Source organism: Rhodococcus maanshanensis NBRC 100610 (genome assembly GCF_001894865.1).
Classification (GTDB): Bacteria; Actinomycetota; Actinomycetes; order Mycobacteriales; family Mycobacteriaceae; genus Rhodococcus_G; species Rhodococcus_G maanshanensis.
The window spans coordinates 252055-272781 of sequence record NZ_BCXA01000003.1 but is presented as its reverse complement, the minus strand read 5'-3'; the positions used below and the strand labels follow the sequence as shown (position 1 = coordinate 272781).

The window sequence follows — 20727 nt, the reverse complement described above, 5'->3', positions numbered from 1 at the left end:
GTGCTGGTTCCGCTGAGCCGAGCCGATGAGCGGTCCGGCGCCAAGGCCGCCACCCTCGCCCGGCTGGCGCGCGAGGGATTTCGGGTGCCTGCCGGGTTCGTGATCGACGACGCGCTCGGTGACGACAGCTGGGTCGGGGAACTCGAGACCGCCCTGCGCGGGCTGGGGAGCGGAGCGTTCGCGGTGCGCTCCTCCGCGCTCGTGGAGGACGGTGTCCGTGCGTCGTTCGCCGGCCAGTTGGACACCAGCCTCGGCGCTACCACCGCAGTGCGGGTGGCCGAGGAGGTGCGGCGCATCGCCGCCTCGGGCACCAGCTCTCGCACCGTCGCGTACGCCGCTCGGACAGGTCGGTCACCGCGGCCGGTGGAGCCGGTGATCGTGCAGGCGCTGGTCCGCCCCCAAGTAGCCGGGGTGTTGTTCACACGGAACCCCGTCACCGGCACCGGCCAGGTGGTGATCGAAGCGCATCCCGGGCTGGGCGAGCCGGTCGTCGGCGGCAGTGTCACCCCGCAGCGATGGATCGTCGACGGCCACAGGGTCGCCCCCGCTTCGAACGCCGTCGCCCAACCCGTCCTGACGGTGACGCAGGTGCTCGCGCTCGCCGAGACCGGTCGCCGGATCGAGGCGTCGTTCGGGTGTCCACAAGATGTCGAGTGGGCCATCGCCCACGGCACGGTGTGGGTGCTGCAAGCACGTCCCGTCACCACATCGGGGGCCGAACCTGTCGCACCGTCACCTAACATCGCCGGAGCGGCGTTGCTCGCAGGCACGCCTGCCGGCCCCGGCATCGCGGCCGGGCCGGTTCGGGTGATCGGCGGGCTCGATGACTTCGCCCGCTTCCGCGGCGGCGACGTGCTGGTCTGTCGCACCACCTCACCGGCGTGGACCCCGCTGCTGGCCCGCGCTGCTGCGGTCGTCACCGAGATCGGCGGCGTTCTCGCCCACGCCGCGATCGTGGCGCGCGAGTTCGGCATCCCGGCCGTCACGGCGGCCGCCGACGCGACGGCCGTGCTCGCCGACGGGGTGCGCGTCATCGTCGACGGCACCAACGGCACGGTCACCACCGAACGGTCCGGACACAGTGGACATCCCGAGCACACCGCGGAGAACACATGAGTAGCGCCACACCGACCGACGTCCTGGTGCTGCACGCCGTCCGGACTCTCGGTTACGCCGATGCCGCACGCATCGCCGCCCGCCTGACCCTGCCCGAGGACGAGGTGAGTGAGCACCTGCTCGACGCTCAGGCCAGCGGCCGGATCACCCTCTCCGCCTTTGCCGGCGACGAGGGCTGGTCGCTGACCGAAGTCGGCAAGACTCACGGGGAACGCCTTCTGGCGGCCGAACTCGATGCAGCAGGAGCCCGCGCCGCTCTCGAGGCGGTCTACCGGGACTTCCTGCCGCACAACGACGCGATGACCGCGGCCTGCACCGCCTGGCAGTTGGCCGAGATGGGCATCAGTACGCACACCGTGACCATCGCCCAGACGATCGCGGCACTCGAAGGTCCCGCGGCCGCACTGGCCGGACTCGAGGATCGCCTGACGGCCCACCTCGAACGGTTCTCCGGCTATCACCGGCGTTTCAGCGACGCCCTGGCCAACGCGCGTACCGAGGCCTCCTGGATCACCGGTACCGACCGCGACTCCTGCCATGCGGTGTGGTTCGAGCTGCACGAGGACCTCGTCGCCACCCTCGGCCTGACCCGCTGAAGGCCCCGGACAGCCCGCAAAACAGCCCTCGGGAACTCATGGCTTGACCTTGACCCGAGGTCAAGGTGCACCCTTCATCGCATGACGACTTCGAACGCGAGCAACTCGGCCACTTCCACCTGGACCGGCATGGTGCCGGTCGACGACACGGCACTGGCCGTGACCGACACCGGCGGCACCGGCCGTCCCGTCATCTACCTGAACGGGTCCTACGCCGACACCAAGCACTGGCGGTCGGTGATCGCCGAACTCGGTGACGAGTTCCGGCACATCACCTTCGACGAGCGGGCCCGCGGCAAGTCGGAGCGGTCCGCGGACTACTCCTTCGAGGCGTGCCTGCGCGACATCGACGCCGTCCTCGAGGCGACCGGGGCGCAGCAGCCGATCGTGGTGGGCTGGTCGTACGGCGCACTGCTCGCGGTGCACTGGGCCGAGCGCAATCCCGGCCGCGCCATGGGCGTGGTGTCGGTGGACGGCGCGATGCCGTACGGCATCACCGGCGAGCAGGCTCGGGAGCGTATCCGGAAGCTGTTCCGTCGCATGCGATTCCTGATGCCGGTGGCGCGCCCGCTCGGCTTGGCCGCGCGAATGACCGCCGACCAGCACGCGGACGTCAACATCGAGGCCAACGAGCTGCACGCCGCCCTCGCGCCGGTGCTGGACCGGGTGAGCTGCCCGATACGGTACGTCCTGGCCACGGGTGCCAACCTGGGCGGCGGTGAGGAAGAGATGGCAGCGGTGCGCGCTTCGCTCGATCCGGTGCTCGCCAGCAACTCGAACATCGAGGTGAGCGCGCGCGTCGCCAGCAATCACTCCCACATCCTGCGCAAGGACTTCCTGGCCGTCGCGGACGCGGTACGCGAGGTCGCCGCCCTCGACGATCACCAGGCAAGCTGAGCAGATGATCAACGGAGTCACCATCGGGCAGGCGGCGGTATTCGCAGGCGTGACGATCAAGACAGTGCGGCACTACCACAAGCAGGGGCTGGTCGAGGAACCGGAACGCGACAGCTCCGGCTACCGGCGGTACGGATCGGGCGACCTGTTGCGGCTGGTCCAGGTGCGGACCCTGGCCGGAGCCGGCGTGCCACTGGCCGAGATCGGGCCCCTGCTCGACGCCGACGCCACGCTGTTCGCCGCCGCGCTCGCCGACGTCGAGCGGAACCTCACCGAACGCATCCAGGAGCTGATCGCCCGGCGCGACACGCTGCACCGGCTCGCCGACGGTGACCGGGCCATGCTGCCCGACCGCGCCGTGGCGCTGCTGGACCGGATGCCCGGCCTGGGTCTGACCACGGACGACGTGGCGGCCTCCCGAGAGGGCCTGGTCCTGGCCAAGGCACTGGTCCCCGAGGGTTTCGACGACTACCTCACCCATGTCGAGCACGCGCTCGAAGACACCCAGTTCGTCGCCCTCAACAAACGCGCCTTGGAAGCCGCGGCCTGGGAACCGAACGATCCCCGCATCGAGGAGCTCGCCACAGCCATGGCCGACCACTACCTCGCCAACCCCGCACTGCTGAAGATCGTGACCGGCCTGCAAGCCCGCACCGAGGCCGCGGCCCGGTACAAGCTGATCCGCGACTACGGCGAGGAGCAGGCATCGGCCTCGGCACGGCTGACCACGCTCTTCGAGGCCAAGCTCCGCTCCGCAGGCATCGACATCCCCGGACCGAACTCCCACTGACCGAGCGCTGCTCGGTCTTTCAGCCCGGCGCATTTCGGCCGCAGGCACTTCACCGGCCGGGTCCGCCGACCCCGCCGCCCATTTCACCCGTCAAAGGAGTACAGCCATGCCCACATTCCAGACCCAGGAACCGATCGCCGTCACCGTCGACGTGCTCTGCGGTGGCGTCACGGTGATCGCCTCGGACCGTACCGACACCGTCGTCGAGGTCCGGCCAACCGATGAGTCCAGCACCGAGGACGTGCGCGCCACCAAGCAGACCCAGGTCGATTTCGCCGCGGGCACCCTGACCGTGAAGGCGCCGAGAGGGTGGCGGGCCCACGCCCCGTTCGGCGGCAACCCCTCGATCGAGGTGACCGTCGAGGTGCCCACCGGTTCGCGTCTCGATGCCACCGCCGGGGTGGGTAGATTGCTGGGCATCGGCGAACTCGGCCAGTGCGACCTGGAGACTGCCGCCGGCGACATCACCGTCGAACGCCCGCGCGGTTCGGTGACCGCGAGAACCGCCAAGGGCGACATCCGCATCGGCGAAGCAACCCGCGGCGAGCTACGACTGGAGACGTCCGCAGGCGAGCTGGAGGTGGCCATCCGCCCCGGCAGCGCGGTGCGGCTGGAGACCAGCGCTCAGTACGGCACCGTGCAGAACCTGATGGGACCGGTCGACCGGATGCAGACGAACGGGGACACCGTGCAGGTGTACGCGCGTAACGCTTTCGGCAACATCATCATCCGGCACGGCGCCGCCTAGGGCTACGCGCCGTACCCGTTCCGCGGCGCGGCCATCGCCTTGGTCAGCCGGCCGATCGACGCCCCGATGGCCAGTTCGTCCGCGAGCGCCTCGAGCCGGTCCGGGTCCACAGGAGCGACGGGCAACGGGTCAGGGCGCGACATCTCGACCGCAGCGTCGGTGGCCACCCGGACCACCGGCAGCGCGGCGTCGAGATAGTCGGAGGCGGCGGTGAGCTTGGCCCGGATCCCCTTGGCCAGACCGGACTCCGGATCGCCGACGGCCGCGCGCAGCGCCTCGACCGACCCGTACTCGAGCAACAGGGACGAGGCGGTCTTCTCACCGACTCCCTTGACGCCGGGCAATCCGTCGGAGGGGTCGCCGCGAAGCAGGGCCAACTCCGCATACCCGATGCCAGGGCGATGCGCGGGCACGCCGTACTTCTCGGCCACCTCGACGGGACCGAAGAGTTCGGCCTTCGACAGTCCACGCCCGACGTACAGCACCCGCACCGGCACCGGATCGTCGGCGACGACCTGCAGCAGATCCCGGTCACCACTCACCACCACGACGGTGTCGGCGCGTTCGCGGGCGGCGAGGGTGCCCAGCACGTCGTCCGCCTCGAAGCCCTCGGCACCGGCGGTCGCGATACCGGCCGCGGCCAGCACATCGAGGATCATGTCGACCTGTGGCGTCAGCGTGTCCGGCACCTCCTCGACGTCGGGACCCACCTCGGTCTCGATCGCGACGCGATGGGTCTTGTACGAGGGCACGGCGTCGACTCGGAACTGCGGGCGCCAGTCCAGATCGAGGCACACCGCCAGCCGCTCGGGCTGATGCCTGGTGATCAGCGAGGCGACCATGTCGGTGAATCCGCGGACCGCATTGACCGGTCGCCCGTCGCGGGAGGTGAACGATTCGGGCAGCGCGTAGTACGCGCGGAACCACAGGCTCGCGCCATCGAGCAGGAGCAGGGGGCCAGTCATGGCCCTCATCCTGCCAAACCGAACTAACCTGAGTGGCATGAGTTCCCACGGCGGTTCCGCGAGCACCCCATCCGACGGTCCAGAAGCGCAGGCGCCAGCGCGTTTCCCCACCGCGATCTACGCGGAACGCCTGCGCCGGGCGGCCGAACTCACCGCGGCGGCGGGGCTCAACGCTCTGCTCATCACCCCTGGCCCGGACCTTCGGTACCTGCTCGGTTCGCGGGCGGATTCCTTCGAGCGGCTCACCTGCCTCGTCATTCCCGCCGACGGATCCACGGCCTCGGTGGTGGTTCCACGACTGGAGTTGGCGGCGCTGGGCGATTCCGCGACGGCGGAACTGGGCCTGACGGTGCGGGACTGGGTGGACGGTGTCGACCCGTACGCCCTGGTGGCGTCGGGGTTGCCCTCGCCCGCACGCACGGCCGTCGCCGACGCGATGCCCGCGCTGCACGTCATCCCGCTCACCGCGGCCTTCGGCGCACCGCCCGTCCTGGCCACGGACGTGCTCCGCGAACTCCGGATGATCAAGGACCCCGCCGAGATCGATGCGCTGCGGCGCGCGGGCGCGGCCATCGACCGGGTGCACGCCCGGATGGCGGAGTGGCTCCGGCCCGGCCGCACCGAGGCGGAGGTCGCGGCGGACATCGGGGCCGCGATCGTCGAGGAGGGCCACACGGCGGCGGAGTTCATCATCGTCGGCTCCGGCCCGCACGGGGCGGACCCGCATCACGAGGTCTCGGATCGGACAATCGAATCGGGCGACGTCGTCGTCGTCGACATCGGCGGTCCGGTCGAGCCCGGCTACAACTCCGACTCGACCCGCACCTACTGCCTCGGTGAACCCACTGCCGAGGTGGCCGCCCGGTTCGCCGTGCTGGAACGGGCGCAGCGCGCCGCCGTCGACGCGGTTCGCCCCGGCGTCACGGCCGAGTCCGTGGACGCCGCCGCCCGCGACGTGCTGGCCGCGGAGGGCCTCGCGGACGTGTTCGTGCACCGCACCGGTCACGGGATCGGCCTCTCGGTCCACGAGGAGCCCTACATCGTGGCGGGCAATCGCATCGAGCTCGCCGAGGGCATGGCCTTCAGCATCGAACCGGGTATCTACTTCCGCGGCGCCTGGGGTGCCCGGATCGAGGACATCGTGGTCGTCACCGCCGACGGCTGCGAGCCGATGAACTCCCGTCCGCACGGACTGACGGTGCTCGGGGACTGACCCCGCGGTTCCCCGCGGTAGGTCCCGGCCGAGGGGACCATGCTGAATGGGTTGCGCGACACGCACCCCGACCGCGGGAGCATCGTCATGCCTGCTTCCTCACCGACGAGGAATGGACCCGGATCGATCCGTGCGGGTGGACTGGAGCGGCAGCCCGAACACCAGCCGAACCCCGCCGAGCGGGCTGTCCTCGAACCGGGCCGCGCCACCGTGCAGCTCGGCCTGCTGACGGATCAGCGCCAAACCCAGGCCCGATCCGTCCAGCGCCGCACCCGTGCCGCGACGGAATCGTTCGAACACGGCGTCACGCTCACCCAGAGGTATGCCGGTGCCGTCGTCCGTCACGGTGACGACCACCTCGTCCGCATCGGCGAGTGCCGCGATCTCGATCATCCGGGCGCCGCCGTGCCGAATCGCATTGGAGACGGCGTTGTCCACAGCCAGCCGGAGGCCTGCGGGGAGCCCCATGACCGTGAGGACCGGCGGAACATCGAGTCGAATGTCCACACCAGGATGGGTTCGGATCGCATCCTGGGCCGCCCGGTCCAGCAGTTCGGCCAGGTCGACCTGCTCGAAATCCGCTTCAGATGACAGCTCGCCCGCCGCAAGCCGCTCGAGCGCACGCAGGGTGGCCTCCACCCGCCGCTCGGTGCGTAGCGCGTCATCGAGGATCTCCTGCCGCGTGGCGGCGGACAGATCCAGCGTCGTGGCCACCTCGAGGTTTGTACGCATCGCCGTCAGCGGTGTGCGCAGCTCGTGGGCGGCGGCGGCAGCAAAGTCGCGTGCGGTCGCAAGCGCCGACGCGGTGCGAGCGCGCTCGGCCGCGTTCGAGTCGAGCAGCGACCGCAGCGCCGACGCGAGCTCCTCGGCTTCCCTCGCCCCCGACACCCTCGGCGACGGTGCTTCCGGGTCGACGCCCAACCGACGTGTCTGTTCGGCCAGACGGCGTAGTGGCCGTATCGCGACCCCCGCGAACAACCAACCCAGCGCGGCCGCCACCACCACCGCGCCGCAGCCGATGATCAGCATCCACCCGTGCAAGCCGTCGATCGTGGCCCGGACCGGGGCAGTCGGTGCGCCGATCGAGATCGTGGCTCCGAGCCCGCTGAGCACCTCGGCCGTCCGCACCCGGTACTGCACCCCGTCGGCCGTCGCATCGTGCCAGCCGACCTGGGATTCGGGCAGCTGCGTGTCGGTCGAGGAGAGCACCAGGTCGCCGGCACGCAGCGTGCCCGCGTACCCAGGGGGCAGCGACGGCAACGGCCCCTGCAGGACCCTCAGGCTGGTCAGGTTGGCCGCGGCCACCTCGGTGACCGATTCCAGTTTGCTGTCGAGCTGGGACGCGACCTGTCGGTCGATACCGAACCACGCGACCCCGCCGAGCAGCAGCACGACCAGCGCCGTGCCGAGGGCCGCCGCAGCGGTGACCCGCAGCCGGAGCGAGACCGGCCCATGTCGCGCGGTCATCGGTCCCGCAGAACGAATCCGATGCCGCGTACGGTGTGCAGCACCCGGGGAGCGCCGTCCGATTCGAGCTTGCGGCGCAGATAGCTGACGAACACGTCCACCACGTTGGTCTCGGTGTCGAAGTCGTATCCCCACACCGACCGCAACAGCGTCTCGCGGCTGTGCACGATCCCGCGGTTCTCGGCCAGCGTCGCGAGCAGATCGAACTCACGCTTGGTCAGGTGCACCTCCCTGCCTTCGACGTGGGCCCGACGGCCGAGCAGATCGATCGCGACCGGGCCGATCGTCACAGTCCCGTCGCCGGTCGCCTGCTCCGATACCGGTCGACGTCTCAGCAGGGCACGAATCCGCGCGACCAGCTCGCCGAACTCGAAGGGTTTGATCATGTAGTCGTCGGCCCCGGCCTCGAGGCCCGCGATCCGGTCGTCGACCGCACTGCGGGCGCTGAGGACACACACAGGAACGTCGTTGTGCACGGCGCGCAGCGCCTTCACCACCCCCACCCCGTCGAGAATCGGCAGGTTGAGGTCCAACACGACCAGGTCCGGGTCGTGTTCGTCCACGGCGCGTAGGGCGGCCGCCCCGTCCGCGGCCGTGACCACCATGAAGTCCGAAAGTTCCAGGCCGCGCCGGAGCGCGGTCTGGACATCGGCATCGTCCTCGACGATCAGTACCTTCTGAACCGCCACCACTCCTTCATCTTGCAGCGTCCGGACGGCTGTCGCCGTCCAATGCGCTCAGGCCGCGACACGTCGAGCGCTCAACAGATTCTCGACCGAGTCGGCCCACCGGAGGTAGTCCTCGGTCCACTGCAGCGCCGGTTCGGTGGCGAAGAGGAGGACGTCGACCTCGTCGTTCGGTGTGGCACCGGGGAACACGGACGCCAGCCACCCCCGGCCCGGCTCGGTGACGATTACCTCCCGGCAGTTCTCGTCGGACGCGAGAATCGCGTCCAGCCCGCGCATTCGCAGCTCCGCGGTCGTTGCGGTGACACAACGCCGTTCCCGGCCCAACCTCCGAATACCCGACATGACGCCTCCTGGTCGCTCAGAACTTCTTGCTCTCCAGGTGAATTCGATTCTCCGAAGAGCTCGTATCGATAGCCTAGGGAGGCGAAATTGTGGTTCAGTTGCGAGAGATTAAGGACTCTGTGAGAGTCCGCGACCACGTCGAGCCGCGTACCGTGCCACGCATCAGCCGTTCCGCCGTCGGCGCTGGTGGTCCCCGGCGCCGACGCAAGTCAGAGGCCGAGCGCGGTCACGGCGTTGCCGTGCAGGCCCGCGTGCTGGCGGGAGTAGATCGCGATCATCCGCTGATCGGTGTGTCCGCTCTGGGTCATGATCTGCTCGGCGCTCGCATCGTTGCGGACCGCCTGGGTGACGAATCCGGCCCGGAGGCTGTGCCCGCCGAGCAGGGCCACGAATTCCTCGGCGTACCCGGCCCCGACCGCGCGGCGTTGGATCATCGACGCGATCGCCTGTCCGGACAGCGCGTTCGCGCCAAGTGCTCCGGTGCGGTGCACGGGACGAAACAGTGACCGGACCGCCGCCTCGGGGCGACCACGGACGCCGCGGCAGCAGTGGTCGAGGGGTTCGGTGTCGGGCTCCGCGAGCAACGCGCTGACCGCGGGTTTGCCGTCCCGGTCCCACGCGTCCAGCACCGCTCGCCACCGCCAGTATGCGCACACCGGGCAGGTGATCTCGGCTTGGCCGTAGGGGAGCGTGACCGTGCGACCGGCCGCGGCCTGGTCGGTCTTCGACCGGCGGATCGTCACGTACAGTCCGTCCGCCCGGTGCGGGACGACGTCGCCCACCGCGAGCCCCGACAGTTCCGAACGCCGCATCGCGCCGGTCAGTCCGAGCATCAGCAACGCGGTGTCACGCCGCTCGGCCGCCCGGTCGGCCCACGAGCCGTGTGCCGACCGGGCACGCATGGACTCGACGATGCTGCGGATGTCGGCGGTGAGCAGCGGCTCGCGCCGAAGCGGCGGCGTGGCCCTGGTGCGGGCGATACCACGCAGGATCTCGCGCACGGCGGAGGACTGCCCCGGCTTGGGATGGCCTGCGAGCGAATGGATCTTGTTGATCGAGGCGACCCAGCGCGTCATCGTCGACGACGCGTAGGCAGGCCGGCCGTCCTGGCGGACCTCAGAGGACTTCTCTGTCAGGAACCAGCCGACCAGGTCGGGGGAGGCGGGCAGCGGTGCCCGCCCGACGCGGTCGCACCACCGGGTGAAGCACGTCCAGTCGCTCAGTTGCGCGGCGCGGGTGTTGGGGGAGACGGACTCGACGCGCAGTCGGTGCATCGCCGCGGCCGCATCGGCGGGGACCGCGAGGACGCCGCGCGCGGCGTCGCCGGCGATGAGGGGTTCGAGTTCGGCCGCCACACAACAGAAGATACGTCAGCGATCCGGGTGTCGGTGCGGGCGTCGTGGCGGATCAGCAGCGCCGCTCCAGACGTGTCATTGCCGGAGTGTGAGGCGGATGATCGGGAGTTGCCGGTCGGTCTTGCGCTGGTAGTCGGCGAATCGTGGTGCGGCGGTCTCGATCTGCTTCCAGGCCCGGTCGCGTTGTTCGCCGTGGAGTTGTTCGGCGGTGACGTCGTGGGTTTCCCCGGCCAGTTCGATGCGGACCTTGTCGGGGTTGGCGGCGACGTTGTGGTACCAGGCGGGATTCTTCGGTGCGCCTGCGGCGGAAGCGACGATCAACCGGCTGCCGTCCTCGCCGGGGAACCAGCCGACGGGGGTGCGGCGTTCGATGCCGGACTTGCGGCCGACGGTGATCAGCACGAGAGCATTCATGCCGCCGAAGGCGTTTCCTCCCTTACGGATTCGTTTCTCGGCGAAGCGATTCAGCCATCGCATCACAGGTCCGGCTCTGGGCTGGCGGGCGCCGGTGGTGCCGTTGGGGGTGTCGAAAGTCATCGTGGCCTCTCGATCAAGGGTGGGGGTGTGGGTTCGTGCAGGACGGGATCGGGCCGGTCTGCTCCGGGATACGGCCCAGCCACTTCTTCATCGGTCGCGCCCCAACGCATGAGCCGAGGGCACACCCAGGCTCGATAGACGACGGCTACCGCCCCGGCCATACATGCCATCTTGCGCCCGAAGGCCACACGACAAGCATCTGTGCGCCCACACCGCCCCGCAAGGGACCGACGTGACGGACGCCGTGGCGTCCGCCCCCAAGGCCTCGTTTTTTTCACACCCCATCCGGAGGCGGTTTCGCGCGCGATTCAGACACGAATTCTCCCCGGTCGGTAACTCACCATAAGTGGGGATTATGACGATCAAGAATCATCGTTTCATTACAGCCACTGTAACGTAACCTGACACGTAACGTAACTAAAGGGATCCAGAGCGACGAACAGGGGAGCACCCGTGAACACCGAGGCCGCGAAGGTCGTAGACGCCGCCGAGGAGCCGAAGGCTCGACCGGGCCGGCCCCGTCAGTACGCCAGCGACGCGGACCGTGTCCGGGCCTTCCGCTCGCGCCGGAAGGCCCGCGAACAGCAGGGCGAACTCGACGCACTCACAGACGCGACACCGAGCGAGGCGGTCGGAGTCCTCGAACGGACGCTCGAGGACCTCAGGACCGTCACGACCACCTCGATCGAGCAGTTCAACGTGTTCGCCCGGCAGATCACCGCCGCCGTGGACAAGCTCAGCGACCCGGACGCGCTCGACGTGGCACTGCACCGCGCCACCGTCGAACTCGCCCAGACGAAGGCGAAGTACGAGGCGGACCTGGCCGACCTGCGGACACGGCACGAGGCCGCAGTGGAGGATCGGGCGAACGCAGAGGCCGCCGTCGACGCGGTCGACGCCGAGCTCGCCGCCGCTGTCTCGGATCACCGGCTCGAACTCGAACGACTCTCCGCGGAGCACCAGGCCGAGCTCAGGACCCTGGAGCAGACGCAGGAGGGGGCGCTGCGAGTCGCGACCGAGCGGGTGGCGGCCGTCGAGGCGGATCGCGACACCCGCCTGTCTGCCGCAGAATCCGACCTCGACGATCTGCGCAGCAGGTTGCGCGAGGCGCAGTCCGTGGCGGAGTCGGCCGAACGAAGGGCAGCGGCCGCCGAACAGTCCTCGGCCGCCGCCGAACAGCGAGCCGAGCAGGCGGGCGTGGCGGCCGAACAACGCCTCGCGCAGGTCGTCGCGTCGGCCGAGCAACGCATCGCCGACATGCGTGCCGCGGCCGAACTCGCCGCGACCACTGCGGCGGCGACCATCGCGCGGCTCGAGAAGGCCGTCGACCACGAGCGGTCGGCGGCCGCCACCGCCCGTGAACGCGCCGACACCCTCAGGGACGACCTCGAGCGGGCCCGCCTCGACACCCGCGAGGCGCGCACCGCCGAGGCCGCACTGCGCGAGAAGTTGGACGAGCTACACCCCCGTACTCGCGAAGGTGAGCCGGCGGAGAACGCGACCACCTGACGCGAGTCGCAGGTGAGATCCGCAACCCGAATCGCTGTGGCGACGAGGAACTGCCGTCCCTGCGATTCCTTGACAGGTCCTCGCCGCGTGGAACCATGGTGAATGGATATTCGCGACACGCACCGCGACCACAGGAGCGCCGTCATGACTGTTTCCTCACCGACCAGGCAGGGATTCGGATCGATCCGTGCAGGCGGACTGAACTGGGATTCCTTCCCGCTGCGACTCTTCGCCAAGGGGAACTCACTGTTCTGGGATCCGGCGAACATCGACTTCCGACGCGACGCCCAGGACTGGCGCGAGCTCAACAGCGAACAGCAGCGCAGCGCGACCTATCTGTGCACCCAGTTCATCGCGGGCGAAGAGGCCGTCACCGAGGACATCCAGCCGTTCATGAAGGCGATGTCCGCGGAGGGGCGTCTCGGCGACGAGATGTACCTGACGCAGTTCTGCTTCGAGGAGGCCAAGCACACGCAGGTGTTCCGGCTGTGGATGGACGCCGTCGGCCTCACCGGCGACCTGCATCCCTTTGTCGCGGAGAACCCCTACTACCGCACGCTCTTCTACGAGGAGCTGCCCGGCGCGCTCGGCGTGCTCGAGACCGACCCGAGTCCGGCGAACCAGGTGCGGGCCAGCGTGACCTACAACCATGTCATCGAGGGCAGCCTCGCCCTGACGGGGTATTTCGCGTGGCAGAAGGTGTGCACGAAAGAGGGGATCCTGCCCGGGATGCAGGAGCTGATCCGCCGGATCGGCGTCGACGAGCGCAGGCACATGGCGTGGGGCACCTTCACCTGCAGGCGTCACGTCGCCGCCGACGACTCGAACTGGGGTGTGGTTCAGCAGCGGATGGGCGAGCTGATGCCGCTCGCGCTCGGCATGATCGACTGGGTCAACAAGCAGTTCGAGGTGCAGCCGTTCGGGCTCGACGAACAGGAATTCGTCGACTATGCGGCCGACCGCGCGCAACGCCGACTCGTCGCCATCGAGTCGGCCCGTGGCCGCCCGCTCGAGGAGATCGACATCGACTACTCGCCGGAGGCACTCGAGGACCAGTTCGGCCAGGAGGACGCCGCGGTGTTCGTCGAGGCCAGCGAGTGATCGCAACGGCTACACGATGAAGGTCCCGACCGTCGGACTGTTCTGACAGATCACTGCGGGGCCAAGGGTGATCGAGGCGAACGCGGCGGCGGTCACCTCGCCGTGCCCGGTGTATACGGTCTTGGACTGGTACGGGTACGCGCCCTCGAGATTCACCACGCCGGACTGACCGGTGGTGGTGTTCGCCCACGCCACCGTGACCTGTCCGGCCGCTGGGATCGGCGGCGCGGCAGGGAATGACTGGAACCTGATCTCTCCCGGAGCGATTCCCGGTTCGGGTCCCGACTGGCCGGTCGCGGCCGTCAGCGACATCGGGCTGGCCTGGTTGGGACACCCGATGGTCAGCGCGGGCAGCCCGAACGGGTGCGGCGGCAGCGCGGCGGCCGGCCCCGCGATCAGGACCGCGGCGGCCGCGGGGGCGGCGAGCGTGAGGATCAACTGGGTGGTGTGTAGAGCGCGCATCGCTGCTCCCTGGGTCCGAACGTCATTGCCGGACCGGTCGCGTCGAGGCACACGGCGAGCCCCCCGACGAGCAATGTATGACCTAGATCACATTAGTCGCCCCGGTGGGGTGCGTCGAGCGCCCACCGTCAGCGGCCCAGCAGGGTGCCAAGGCCCATGACCCGCTGCACCGCGATCTCGACGACGACCCTGGTCGGGTTCTCCCGCGGCTGGCGGTACCGGGCGGCGTAGCGGGCGACCGCGTCCGCGACCGCATCGGGGTCGGAGCGCACCGTCGCCGGACCCTCGAGGGTCAGCCACCGCGCGCCCTCGATCTGGGTGACGGCGGCGTACCCGCGTCGCTCTGCGTTGATCGCCTTCTGCGAACCGCCGTTCGTGATCACCCGGGCGAGCTGGTTCTCCTGGTCCCAGGTGAACCCGACCGCCACCACGTGCGGGGTGCCGTCCCGGCGCAGCGTCGAGAGGGTGGCCAGGTGCCGATCGGCGAGGAAGGCGAGCGCCTCGGCGGACAGATCTGCTGGGTTGAAGGGGGTGCGGGCCATGCGCCGACCGTAGTCCAGCACACTTGACGGCATGAGTGTCGGATCAATCGTCATCCTCGGCGGCCGCAGCGAGATCGGTCTCGAAGTCGCCACCCGACTCGCCCCCGGCCGGACCGTCGTCCTGGCCGCGCGGCGCAGCGGGGACCTCGAAGACGAGCGCCGGGCGGTGCTGGCAGCCGGAGCCGCCTCGGTCGAGACCGTGGAGTTCGACGCCGACCACCTCGCCGACCACGGGCGGGTGCTGTCGGAGATCGTCGAGCTCGGCCCGATCGACGTGGTGGTTCTCGCCTTCGGCATCCTCGGCGACCAGGCCCGCGCCGAGACGGACGCCCAGCACGCGGTCAACGTCATCCACACCGACTTCGTCGCGCAGGTCGGCGTGCTCACGCACCTCGCGCAGCTGTTGCGCGCGCAGGGATCGGGGCGGATCGTGGTGTTCTCCTCGATCGCGGGCGCCCGGGTGCGGCGGGCGAACTACGTGTACGGCTCGGCCAAGGCCGGGCTCGACGGCTTCGCCAGCGGCCTCGGTGACGCCCTCGCGGGCAGCGGCGTGAGTCTGCTGCTGGTCCGGCCCGGCTTCGTCATCGGCCAGATGACCGAAGGGATGACCCCGGCGCCGATGGCGAGCACCCCCGGGCAGGTCGCGGATGCGGTGGTCAAGGCGCTGCGCCGGGGCCGCGAGCGCGTGTGGGTCCCCGGCATGCTGCGGCTCGCCATCGTCGTGATGCGGCTCCTGCCGCAACGCATCTGGCGACGGATGCCGCGATGACCGAATCGCTGACGGTCGTCGGCATCGGCGCGGACGGGTGGCCCGGGCTGTCCCCGAACGCGCAACGCGCGATCACCGGCGCCGAGGTGTTGATGGGGTCGCCGCGCCAGTTGGACCTGGTCCCAGACGGTTCGGACGCCGTGCGGGTGCCCTGGCCGTCGCCCCTCGTGCCCGCGCTGCCCGGACTGCTCGCCGAGCACGACGGCAGGCGGGTGTGCGTGCTCGCCAGCGGCGACCCGATGTTCCACGGCATCGGGGTGACCCTGACGAACCTCGTCGGCCCCGAGCGGGTGCGGGTGATCGCGCACCCCTCCTCCGCCTCGCTCGCGTGCGCCCGGCTCGGCTGGGCGCTGCACGAGACCCCTGTCGTGAGCGTCGTGAACAGGCCCGTCGAGGTGATCGCCCCTGAGTTGGCCGACCATCGGCGGTTCCTGGTGCTCAGTCGCGACGCGGGCACCCCGGCGGCACTGGCCGCGCTGCTCCGCGAGAACGGCTACGGCGGTAGTGAACTCGCCGTGCTCGAGCAGCTCGGCGGCGATCGAGAGCGGATCCTGCGGGGCCGGGCGGACGGCTGGGATCATCCGACGGGCGACCCCCTCAACATCGTCGCGGTCCGCTGCGCGCGGGGCGTCGCGGCACCGCGACTGACCCGCGTCCCCGGCCTTCCCGACGAGGCGTACGAGTCCGACGGCCAGTTGACCAAGCAGGAGATCCGGGCCCTGACCCTGTCCGCGCTCGCGCCTGCCCCCGGCGAGCTGCTCTGGGATGTCGGCGGGGGAGCTGGCAGCATCGGAATCGAGTGGATGCGCGCCGATGCCAGCTGCCGTGCAATCGGTTTCGAGCGCGACGCCGATCGCGCGGCCCGGATGGAGGCCAACGCCCGCCGGCTCGGCGTGCCCGGGCTCGAGGTCCGCGGCGCCGCACCCGCCGCGCTCGCGGACGCACCGGCCCCGGACGCGATCTTCCTCGGCGGCGGCGTGACCGCGGAAGGGGTCTTCGAGACCTGTTGGGACCGACTGCCGTCCGGCGGCCGGATGGTGGTGAACGCGGTGACCGCGGAATCCGAGGCCCTGGTGCTGCGGTGGCACGGACTGCACGGCGGGACGCTGCGCAAGTTCCAGGTCTACCGGGGCGGGCCGCTCGGCGGGTTCACCGCCTGGCGGCCACAGCTGCCCGTTGCCCAGTGGATCGCGACAAAGAAGGAACAAGCCCAGTGACCGTCCATTTCATCGGGGCAGGCCCCGGCGCCGCCGATCTCATCACGGTGCGCGGCCAGCGGATCATCGGCCGGAGCCCGGTGTGCCTGTACGCGGGCAGCCTGGTCCCCGCCGAGCTCCTCGCGATGTGCCCCGAGGGGGCGGAGATCGTCGACACCGCGCGACTGAGCCTCGACGAGATCACCGACCGCCTGATCGCTGCCGACCGGGCCGGGCTCGACGTGGCGCGGCTGCACTCGGGGGACCCGTCCATCTACAGTGCGGTCGCCGAACAGGCCCGCCGCCTCGACGCGGCGGGCGTCGGCTACGAGATCGTGCCGGGAGTACCGGCATTCACAGCGGCCGCGGCCGCACTGGGGCGCGAACTGACGGTCCCTGGCGTGTCCCAGTCGATCGTCCTCACCCGGGTCTCCACACTGTCCACCGCGATGCCCCCCGGTGAGGACCTGGCGACCCTGGGGGCGAGCGGGGCCACGCTGGTGATCCACCTGGCCGCGCACCGCATCGACCAGGTCGCCGAGGAGCTGCGCGGCCCCTACGGCGGGGACTGCCCGGTCGCGGTGGTCGCATTCGCCAGCCGACCGGACGAGATCATCCTGCGGGGGACCGTCGATTCGATCGCCGCCCAGGTGCACGCGGCCGGGGTGACCAAGACCGCGGTGATCATCGTCGGCAGGGTACTGAGCGCCGAGGGATTCCCGGACAGCTACCTGTACTCGGCCTCGCGGCGGCGAACCGACCACTGATGGCGCCGACGATGCGCGTGCTGATCCTCGGCGGGACCTCCGAGGCCCGATCCCTGGCGGCCCGGCTGTCGGGCGCACCGGACGTCGAGGTCGTCTCGTCGCTCGCCGGCCGGGTCCGCGACCCCAGGCTGCCGGAGGGCGAGGTGCGGATCGGCGGGTTCGGGGGAGCGACCGGACTGCGGGACTGGCTTCGCGACAACGCCATCCGCGCCGTGATCGACGCCACCCATCCGTTCGCGGCCCGCATCTCGGGCAACGCCGCCGCGGCCACGACCGAGGCGGCACTCCCGTTCGCCGTGGTGCAACGGCCACCGTGGTCGCCCCGCCCGGGGGACAACTGGGTGGAGGTGGACTCGCTCGAGGCCGCAGCGACCGCGCTGCCGGGGCTGGGCCGCCGGGTGTTCCTCACCATCGGCAGGCAGGGCGTGGACCGATTCGCCACAGTGGACGTTGACTTCCTGGTCCGGGCGATCGATCCGCCGGAGGGCCCGACACCGGCCCGGATGACGCTCCTGCTCGACCGCGGACCCTTCGAGGTCGGCCGTGAGTCCGCGCTGCTGCGTGAGCATCGCATCGACGTGCTGGTCTCCAAGAACAGCGGGGGAGACCTGACGGTCGCGAAACTCACCGCGGCGCGAGACCTCGGCGTCCCGGTCGTGATGATCGGTCGTCCGCCGAATCCGCTCGGCGCCACGGTGTTCGACGGTGTCGACGAAGTGGAGCGCTGGCTACTCGCCGTCCTCGGCTGAATCGTCATCGGCGGGCACCTCGACCGCCTTGGCCGCCACCGCCTGCGCCAAAGCGTCCAGGTGCCGTTTCGTCACCTCGGTGTCGCGATCGACCAGCCACCGCAGCACCAACCCGTCCAGGCTGGCGAGTCCGAATCGAGCGATCGCGGAAACCGGCTCGGTCCACGCGGTCCCGGTACCGCGCGAGCATTCCTCGAGGAAGGCCGCGACCTCTGCGGTCATGTGCTCGCGCTGGGCGACGGCGATCGCACCCGCGCGGGGGAAACCGGCATCGCGGTGGCGGAGCGACTGGGTCATGATCTCGTAGGTCAGCAGCCGCCGCTCCGGGTTGGCCTCGATCACCGGCCAGCCCCACTCGAGCCCCGTTCGGATCAGCCTGTACAGGCCTTGCCTGCCACGCAACTCCGACCAATCGATGAGGGTGTCGAATGTGATGCGGGCCGAGCCACTGAGTTCGAGGACGAGTTGCTCGGCCATCGCGACCACGAGCTCTTCCTTGTTCTCGAAGCAGTACTGGACCATGCCGATCGACACGCCCGTGTGCGCGGCGACCGCCCTGATGGTGACGGCTTCCATCCCGCCACGTTTGGCCAGTTCCAGCGCGCTCATCACCAAGGTGACGCGCCGCTCATCCCCAGTGAGCCTACTTCCCATTCAGCGATCCTAGCGCTTGACAGGCCCTATGTTGGACAATCGTCCAACATAGGGCGCGTGTCGTCTGTCCGTCTGGGATCTCAACCGCGTCAAGCGCGTTCAGCGCAGGAAACTCACGCCGGGTAGCGCCGGGGCGTGAATACCAGCGCGCCCTCGGCGCCGTCGACCACGGTGGTCAGCGAGGAGCCGACGATCAGGAGGCAGCGCATGTCGATCTCGGCGGGGTCGAGCTCACCGAGGGTGACGATCCGAACGCTCTCCTGCGGACCCGCGACGTCACGGCCGATGATGACCGGGGTCGCGGGATCGCGATGCTCGAGCAGCAGGTCCCGCATCGCTCCCACCTGCCAGGTGCGCGAACGCGACGCGGGGTTGTAGACGGCGATCGCCATGTCCGCCGCGGCCACCGCGGAGATCCGCTTGGCGACGATGTCCCACGGCTTGAGTCGATCGGAGAGCGAGATCACCGCATAGTCGTGGCCGAGCGGGGCGCCCGCCCGGCTCGCGACGGCGTTGGCCGCGGTCATGCCGGGCAACACCCGCACCGGGACGCCGGACCACTGGTCGTCGGCGGCCATCTCGATCACCGCGGCCGCCATCGCGAACACGCCGGGGTCACCTGAGGACACCACGACCACCCGCGCGCCGCGCTTGGCCAGGTCCAATGCCATTGCCGCACGCTCGGATTCGACCTTGTTGTCGCTCGCGTGCCGGTTCTGGCCCTCGATCACGGGCACCCGGTTGACGTAGGTGGTGTACCCGACGACGTCGGTCGCGCGAGTCAGCTCCGCGCGCACCTCTGGGGTGGTCCATGCCTCGTCGCCGGGCCCGAGCCCGACCACGGTGACGTATCCCGTCGCCTGCCCCGTGGACGCTGCCCGATCCGCCGCGGCACCGTTGTTCGACGGACTCGGCACCAGCGCGATCGAGAAGTACGGCACCTGCGACTCGTCCACATCGGCGGCCGCGATCACCCGCTGCTTGGGGGTGCTGGCCCGCTCCACGTAGCTGGCCTCGGCGAGGCGGCCGGAATCGGTGAGCGCCTGCCGCACGGCGGGGAAGGTGCGGCCGAGCTTGAGGATCGCCGCCGAATCCGTCTCCCGCAGCCGCCTGGTCAGTTCCTCGACCGGGAGGGTGCCCGGCAGCACGGTGAGGATCTCGTCGCGCTCGACGAGGGGGGTGCCGAGCGCCGCCGAGGCCGCACTGATGGACGTGACGCCCGGGATCACCTCCGCCTCGAACCGGTCCTGCAACCGCTTGTGCATGTGCATGTAGGAGCTGTAGAAGAGCGGGTCGCCCGCCGCGAGCAGTGCCACCGTCCGGCCCGCCTCGAGATGCTCGGCCAGCCGCTGCGCGGCCGCCGCATAGAACTCGTCGATCGCGCCCTGATAGCCGCCGGGGTGATCCACTGTCTCGGTGGTCACCGGGTACACCAGGTGCTCCTCGATCTGGCCCTCTCGCATGTAGGGCTGCGCGACGGCGCGCGAGATGCTGCGACCGTGCCTGGCGCTGTGGAACGCGATGACGTCGGCCTCGGCGATGATCCGGGCCGCCTTCACCGTCACCAGTTCCGGATCGCCCGGGCCGAGCCCGATGCCCCAGAGCTTGCCGGGGGTCACCTGGTCCACCATCACTCCACCTCGCTGGCGATGGCGTTGAGCGCGGCCGCGGTGATCGCGCTGCCGCCGCGGCGACCGCGGACGACCAGGTACTCCGAGCTTCCGCGGGCGATCAGATCGTCCTTGGACTCGGCGGCGCCGATGAAGCCGACCGGTCCACCCACGATCGCCGCCGGGCGCGGTGCACCCTGATCGATCATGTCGAGCAGGTGGAACAGCGCGGTCGGGGCGTTTCCGATCGCGACAACCGCGCCGTCCAGCTTGTCGCCCCACAGCTCGAGTGCGGCGGCGGATCGGGTGTTGCCCAGCTGCTCGGCGATCACGGGGACACGGGGATCGGCAAGGGCGCACAGCACCTCGTTGTTCGCCGGCAGCCGCTTGCGGGTGACCCCCGCCGCGACCATGGTCGCGTCACACAGGATCGGAGCGCCCGCCCGCAGCGCGGCACGGGCGGACTCGACGACGCCGGGCGTGAACGCGATGTCGTCGACCAGGTCGACCTGTCCCGACGCGTGGATCATCCGCACCACCACCTGCGATACGTCCGCCGGGAACCGGCCGAGGTCAGCCTCGGCCCTGATGGTGGCGAAGGACTGACGGTAGATCTCGGCGCCGTCGCGGATGTAGTCGGTCATGCGCCACAC

The 20727-nt window shown here is 70.2% G+C and carries 23 protein-coding genes; 12 read left to right on the top strand and 11 right to left on the bottom strand.

Annotation, left to right across the window (positions count from 1 at the left end):
- From RM1_RS02635 to RM1_RS02615, 5 genes are all read left to right on the top strand, one after another.
- A complete protein-coding gene (locus RM1_RS02635; RefSeq protein ID WP_072749866.1) occupies positions 1 to 1116 on the top strand; it encodes a PEP/pyruvate-binding domain-containing protein in 1116 nt (371 codons plus the stop codon).
- Entirely contained in the window at positions 1113 to 1712 is a 600-nt protein-coding gene (locus tag RM1_RS02630) for a hypothetical protein (RefSeq protein WP_072749865.1), read from the top strand. Before RM1_RS02635 ends, RM1_RS02630 begins: the two co-directional genes overlap by 4 nt.
- Positions 1713 to 1793: 81 nt before the next feature.
- Complete coding sequence (locus tag RM1_RS02625; protein ID WP_072749864.1) at positions 1794 to 2609, top strand: alpha/beta fold hydrolase; 816 nt, start codon at positions 1794 to 1796, stop codon at positions 2607 to 2609.
- A 4-nt stretch (positions 2610 to 2613) separates the two neighbouring features.
- Positions 2614 to 3399, top strand: coding sequence for a MerR family transcriptional regulator (locus RM1_RS02620; protein WP_072749863.1), 786 nt, complete (start codon positions 2614 to 2616; stop codon positions 3397 to 3399).
- A 106-nt stretch (positions 3400 to 3505) separates the two neighbouring features.
- On the top strand, positions 3506 to 4147 hold the full coding sequence (locus tag RM1_RS02615; RefSeq protein WP_072749862.1) for a DUF4097 family beta strand repeat-containing protein: 642 nt from the start codon (positions 3506 to 3508) through the stop codon (positions 4145 to 4147).
- 2 nt (positions 4148 to 4149) lie between these two features.
- Here the strand turns inward: RM1_RS02615 and RM1_RS02610 are convergent, their stop codons facing one another.
- Entirely contained in the window at positions 4150 to 5112 is a 963-nt protein-coding gene (locus RM1_RS02610; RefSeq protein WP_072749861.1) for a 5'-3' exonuclease, read from the bottom strand.
- A gap of 37 nt (positions 5113 to 5149) precedes the next feature.
- Here RM1_RS02610 and RM1_RS02605 point away from each other — a divergent pair, with 37 nt between their 5' ends.
- Positions 5150 to 6325, top strand: a complete 1176-nt coding sequence (locus tag RM1_RS02605) for a M24 family metallopeptidase (protein WP_072749860.1) — start codon at positions 5150 to 5152, stop codon at positions 6323 to 6325.
- Positions 6326 to 6424: 99 nt separating this feature from the next.
- Here RM1_RS02605 and RM1_RS02600 read toward each other — a convergent pair whose 3' ends face one another.
- The 5 genes from RM1_RS02600 to RM1_RS02580 form a co-directional block, all read right to left on the bottom strand.
- Positions 6425 to 7792 (bottom strand): sensor histidine kinase, encoded by a 1368-nt coding sequence (locus tag RM1_RS02600; RefSeq protein ID WP_072749859.1) that lies wholly within the window; start codon positions 7790 to 7792, stop codon positions 6425 to 6427.
- Positions 7789 to 8484, bottom strand: a complete 696-nt coding sequence (locus tag RM1_RS02595) for a response regulator transcription factor (protein ID WP_083576475.1) — start codon at positions 8482 to 8484, stop codon at positions 7789 to 7791. Before RM1_RS02595 ends, RM1_RS02600 begins: the two co-directional genes overlap by 4 nt.
- Positions 8485 to 8529: 45 nt before the next feature.
- A complete protein-coding gene (locus RM1_RS02590) occupies positions 8530 to 8757 on the bottom strand; it encodes a hypothetical protein (protein WP_027501375.1) in 228 nt (75 codons plus the stop codon).
- Between the two features lie 275 nt (positions 8758 to 9032).
- Entirely contained in the window at positions 9033 to 10178 is a 1146-nt protein-coding gene (locus tag RM1_RS02585) for a site-specific integrase (protein ID WP_245815956.1), read from the bottom strand.
- Positions 10179 to 10253: 75 nt separating this feature from the next.
- Positions 10254 to 10655 (bottom strand): nitroreductase/quinone reductase family protein, encoded by a 402-nt coding sequence (locus tag RM1_RS02580; protein ID WP_369693528.1) that lies wholly within the window; start codon positions 10653 to 10655, stop codon positions 10254 to 10256.
- 513 nt (positions 10656 to 11168) lie between these two features.
- Here RM1_RS02580 and RM1_RS02575 point away from each other — a divergent pair.
- Positions 11169 to 12224, top strand: a complete 1056-nt coding sequence (locus RM1_RS02575) for a coiled-coil domain-containing protein (RefSeq protein ID WP_072749856.1) — start codon at positions 11169 to 11171, stop codon at positions 12222 to 12224.
- A 144-nt stretch (positions 12225 to 12368) separates the two neighbouring features.
- Positions 12369 to 13325, top strand: coding sequence for a R2-like ligand-binding oxidase (locus tag RM1_RS02570; protein WP_072749920.1), 957 nt, complete (start codon positions 12369 to 12371; stop codon positions 13323 to 13325).
- A 9-nt stretch (positions 13326 to 13334) separates the two neighbouring features.
- Here RM1_RS02570 and RM1_RS02565 read toward each other — a convergent pair whose 3' ends face one another.
- The gene (locus RM1_RS02565; RefSeq protein ID WP_072749855.1) at positions 13335 to 13787 is read right to left on the bottom strand and encodes a hypothetical protein; all 453 of its coding nucleotides are present in this window, start codon (positions 13785 to 13787) and stop codon (positions 13335 to 13337) included.
- A gap of 128 nt (positions 13788 to 13915) precedes the next feature.
- Positions 13916 to 14329 carry a PPOX class F420-dependent oxidoreductase gene (locus RM1_RS02560; RefSeq protein ID WP_072749919.1) on the bottom strand — a complete coding sequence of 138 codons (414 nt, stop codon included), beginning with the start codon at positions 14327 to 14329 and terminating at the stop codon, positions 13916 to 13918.
- Positions 14330 to 14360: 31 nt separating this feature from the next.
- On the opposite strand from RM1_RS02560, the gene dprE2 reads away from it, so the two are divergent.
- From dprE2 to RM1_RS02540, 4 genes are read left to right on the top strand one after another with little or no spacing between them, the layout of a single operon-like run.
- Positions 14361 to 15098: a decaprenylphospho-beta-D-erythro-pentofuranosid-2-ulose 2-reductase gene (dprE2, locus tag RM1_RS02555; RefSeq protein WP_072749854.1), complete on the top strand. Its 738-nt coding sequence runs from the start codon at positions 14361 to 14363 to the stop codon at positions 15096 to 15098.
- Complete coding sequence (cbiE, locus tag RM1_RS02550; protein ID WP_072749853.1) at positions 15095 to 16315, top strand: precorrin-6y C5,15-methyltransferase (decarboxylating) subunit CbiE; 1221 nt, start codon at positions 15095 to 15097, stop codon at positions 16313 to 16315. The genes dprE2 and cbiE overlap by 4 nt, the downstream gene beginning before the upstream one ends.
- Positions 16312 to 17061, top strand: a complete 750-nt coding sequence (gene cobM, locus RM1_RS02545) for a precorrin-4 C(11)-methyltransferase (RefSeq protein ID WP_072749852.1) — start codon at positions 16312 to 16314, stop codon at positions 17059 to 17061. Before cbiE ends, cobM begins: the two co-directional genes overlap by 4 nt.
- Before the next feature lie 11 nt (positions 17062 to 17072).
- Positions 17073 to 17810: a cobalt-precorrin-6A reductase gene (locus RM1_RS02540; RefSeq protein WP_072749918.1), complete on the top strand. Its 738-nt coding sequence runs from the start codon at positions 17073 to 17075 to the stop codon at positions 17808 to 17810.
- Here RM1_RS02540 and RM1_RS02535 read toward each other — a convergent pair.
- The 3 genes from RM1_RS02535 to RM1_RS02525 form a co-directional block, all read right to left on the bottom strand.
- On the bottom strand, positions 17790 to 18464 hold the full coding sequence (locus RM1_RS02535) for a TetR/AcrR family transcriptional regulator (RefSeq protein WP_072749851.1): 675 nt from the start codon (positions 18462 to 18464) through the stop codon (positions 17790 to 17792). The two genes, RM1_RS02540 and RM1_RS02535, sit on opposite strands and share 21 nt — an antisense overlap.
- 113 nt (positions 18465 to 18577) lie before the next feature.
- The gene (gene cobJ / locus RM1_RS02530; RefSeq protein WP_072749850.1) at positions 18578 to 20095 is read right to left on the bottom strand and encodes a precorrin-3B C(17)-methyltransferase; all 1518 of its coding nucleotides are present in this window, start codon (positions 20093 to 20095) and stop codon (positions 18578 to 18580) included.
- A complete protein-coding gene (locus tag RM1_RS02525) occupies positions 20095 to 20718 on the bottom strand; it encodes a precorrin-8X methylmutase (protein WP_027501361.1) in 624 nt (207 codons plus the stop codon). The genes cobJ and RM1_RS02525 overlap by 1 nt, the downstream gene beginning before the upstream one ends.
- Positions 20719 to 20727: the final 9 nt, after the last annotated feature.

What these genes read in the sequence shown, in the direction of transcription:
- RM1_RS02630 (WP_072749865.1), top strand. Translation starts at nt 1,113, where the DNA reads ATGAGTAGCGCCACACCGACCGACGTCCTGGTGCTGCACGCCGTCCGG.
- RM1_RS02625 (WP_072749864.1), top strand. Translation starts at nt 1,794, where the DNA reads ATGACGACTTCGAACGCGAGCAACTCGGCCACTTCCACCTGGACCGGC.
- RM1_RS02620 (WP_072749863.1), top strand. Translation starts at nt 2,614, where the DNA reads ATGATCAACGGAGTCACCATCGGGCAGGCGGCGGTATTCGCAGGCGTG.
- RM1_RS02615 (WP_072749862.1), top strand. Translation starts at nt 3,506, where the DNA reads ATGCCCACATTCCAGACCCAGGAACCGATCGCCGTCACCGTCGACGTG.
- RM1_RS02610 (WP_072749861.1), bottom strand. Translation starts at nt 5,112, where the DNA reads ATGACTGGCCCCCTGCTCCTGCTCGATGGCGCGAGCCTGTGGTTCCGC.
- RM1_RS02605 (WP_072749860.1), top strand. Translation starts at nt 5,150, where the DNA reads ATGAGTTCCCACGGCGGTTCCGCGAGCACCCCATCCGACGGTCCAGAA.
- RM1_RS02600 (WP_072749859.1), bottom strand. Translation starts at nt 7,792, where the DNA reads ATGACCGCGCGACATGGGCCGGTCTCGCTCCGGCTGCGGGTCACCGCT.
- RM1_RS02590 (WP_027501375.1), bottom strand. Translation starts at nt 8,757, where the DNA reads ATGCGCGGGCTGGACGCGATTCTCGCGTCCGACGAGAACTGCCGGGAG.
- RM1_RS02580 (WP_369693528.1), bottom strand. Translation starts at nt 10,655, where the DNA reads ATGCGATGGCTGAATCGCTTCGCCGAGAAACGAATCCGTAAGGGAGGA.
- RM1_RS02570 (WP_072749920.1), top strand. Translation starts at nt 12,369, where the DNA reads ATGACTGTTTCCTCACCGACCAGGCAGGGATTCGGATCGATCCGTGCA.
- RM1_RS02565 (WP_072749855.1), bottom strand. Translation starts at nt 13,787, where the DNA reads ATGCGCGCTCTACACACCACCCAGTTGATCCTCACGCTCGCCGCCCCC.
- RM1_RS02560 (WP_072749919.1), bottom strand. Translation starts at nt 14,329, where the DNA reads ATGGCCCGCACCCCCTTCAACCCAGCAGATCTGTCCGCCGAGGCGCTC.
- dprE2 (WP_072749854.1), top strand. Translation starts at nt 14,361, where the DNA reads ATGAGTGTCGGATCAATCGTCATCCTCGGCGGCCGCAGCGAGATCGGT.
- cbiE (WP_072749853.1), top strand. Translation starts at nt 15,095, where the DNA reads ATGACCGAATCGCTGACGGTCGTCGGCATCGGCGCGGACGGGTGGCCC.
- RM1_RS02540 (WP_072749918.1), top strand. Translation starts at nt 17,073, where the DNA reads ATGCGCGTGCTGATCCTCGGCGGGACCTCCGAGGCCCGATCCCTGGCG.
- RM1_RS02535 (WP_072749851.1), bottom strand. Translation starts at nt 18,464, where the DNA reads ATGGGAAGTAGGCTCACTGGGGATGAGCGGCGCGTCACCTTGGTGATG.
- cobJ (WP_072749850.1), bottom strand. Translation starts at nt 20,095, where the DNA reads ATGGTGGACCAGGTGACCCCCGGCAAGCTCTGGGGCATCGGGCTCGGC.
- RM1_RS02525 (WP_027501361.1), bottom strand. Translation starts at nt 20,718, where the DNA reads ATGACCGACTACATCCGCGACGGCGCCGAGATCTACCGTCAGTCCTTC.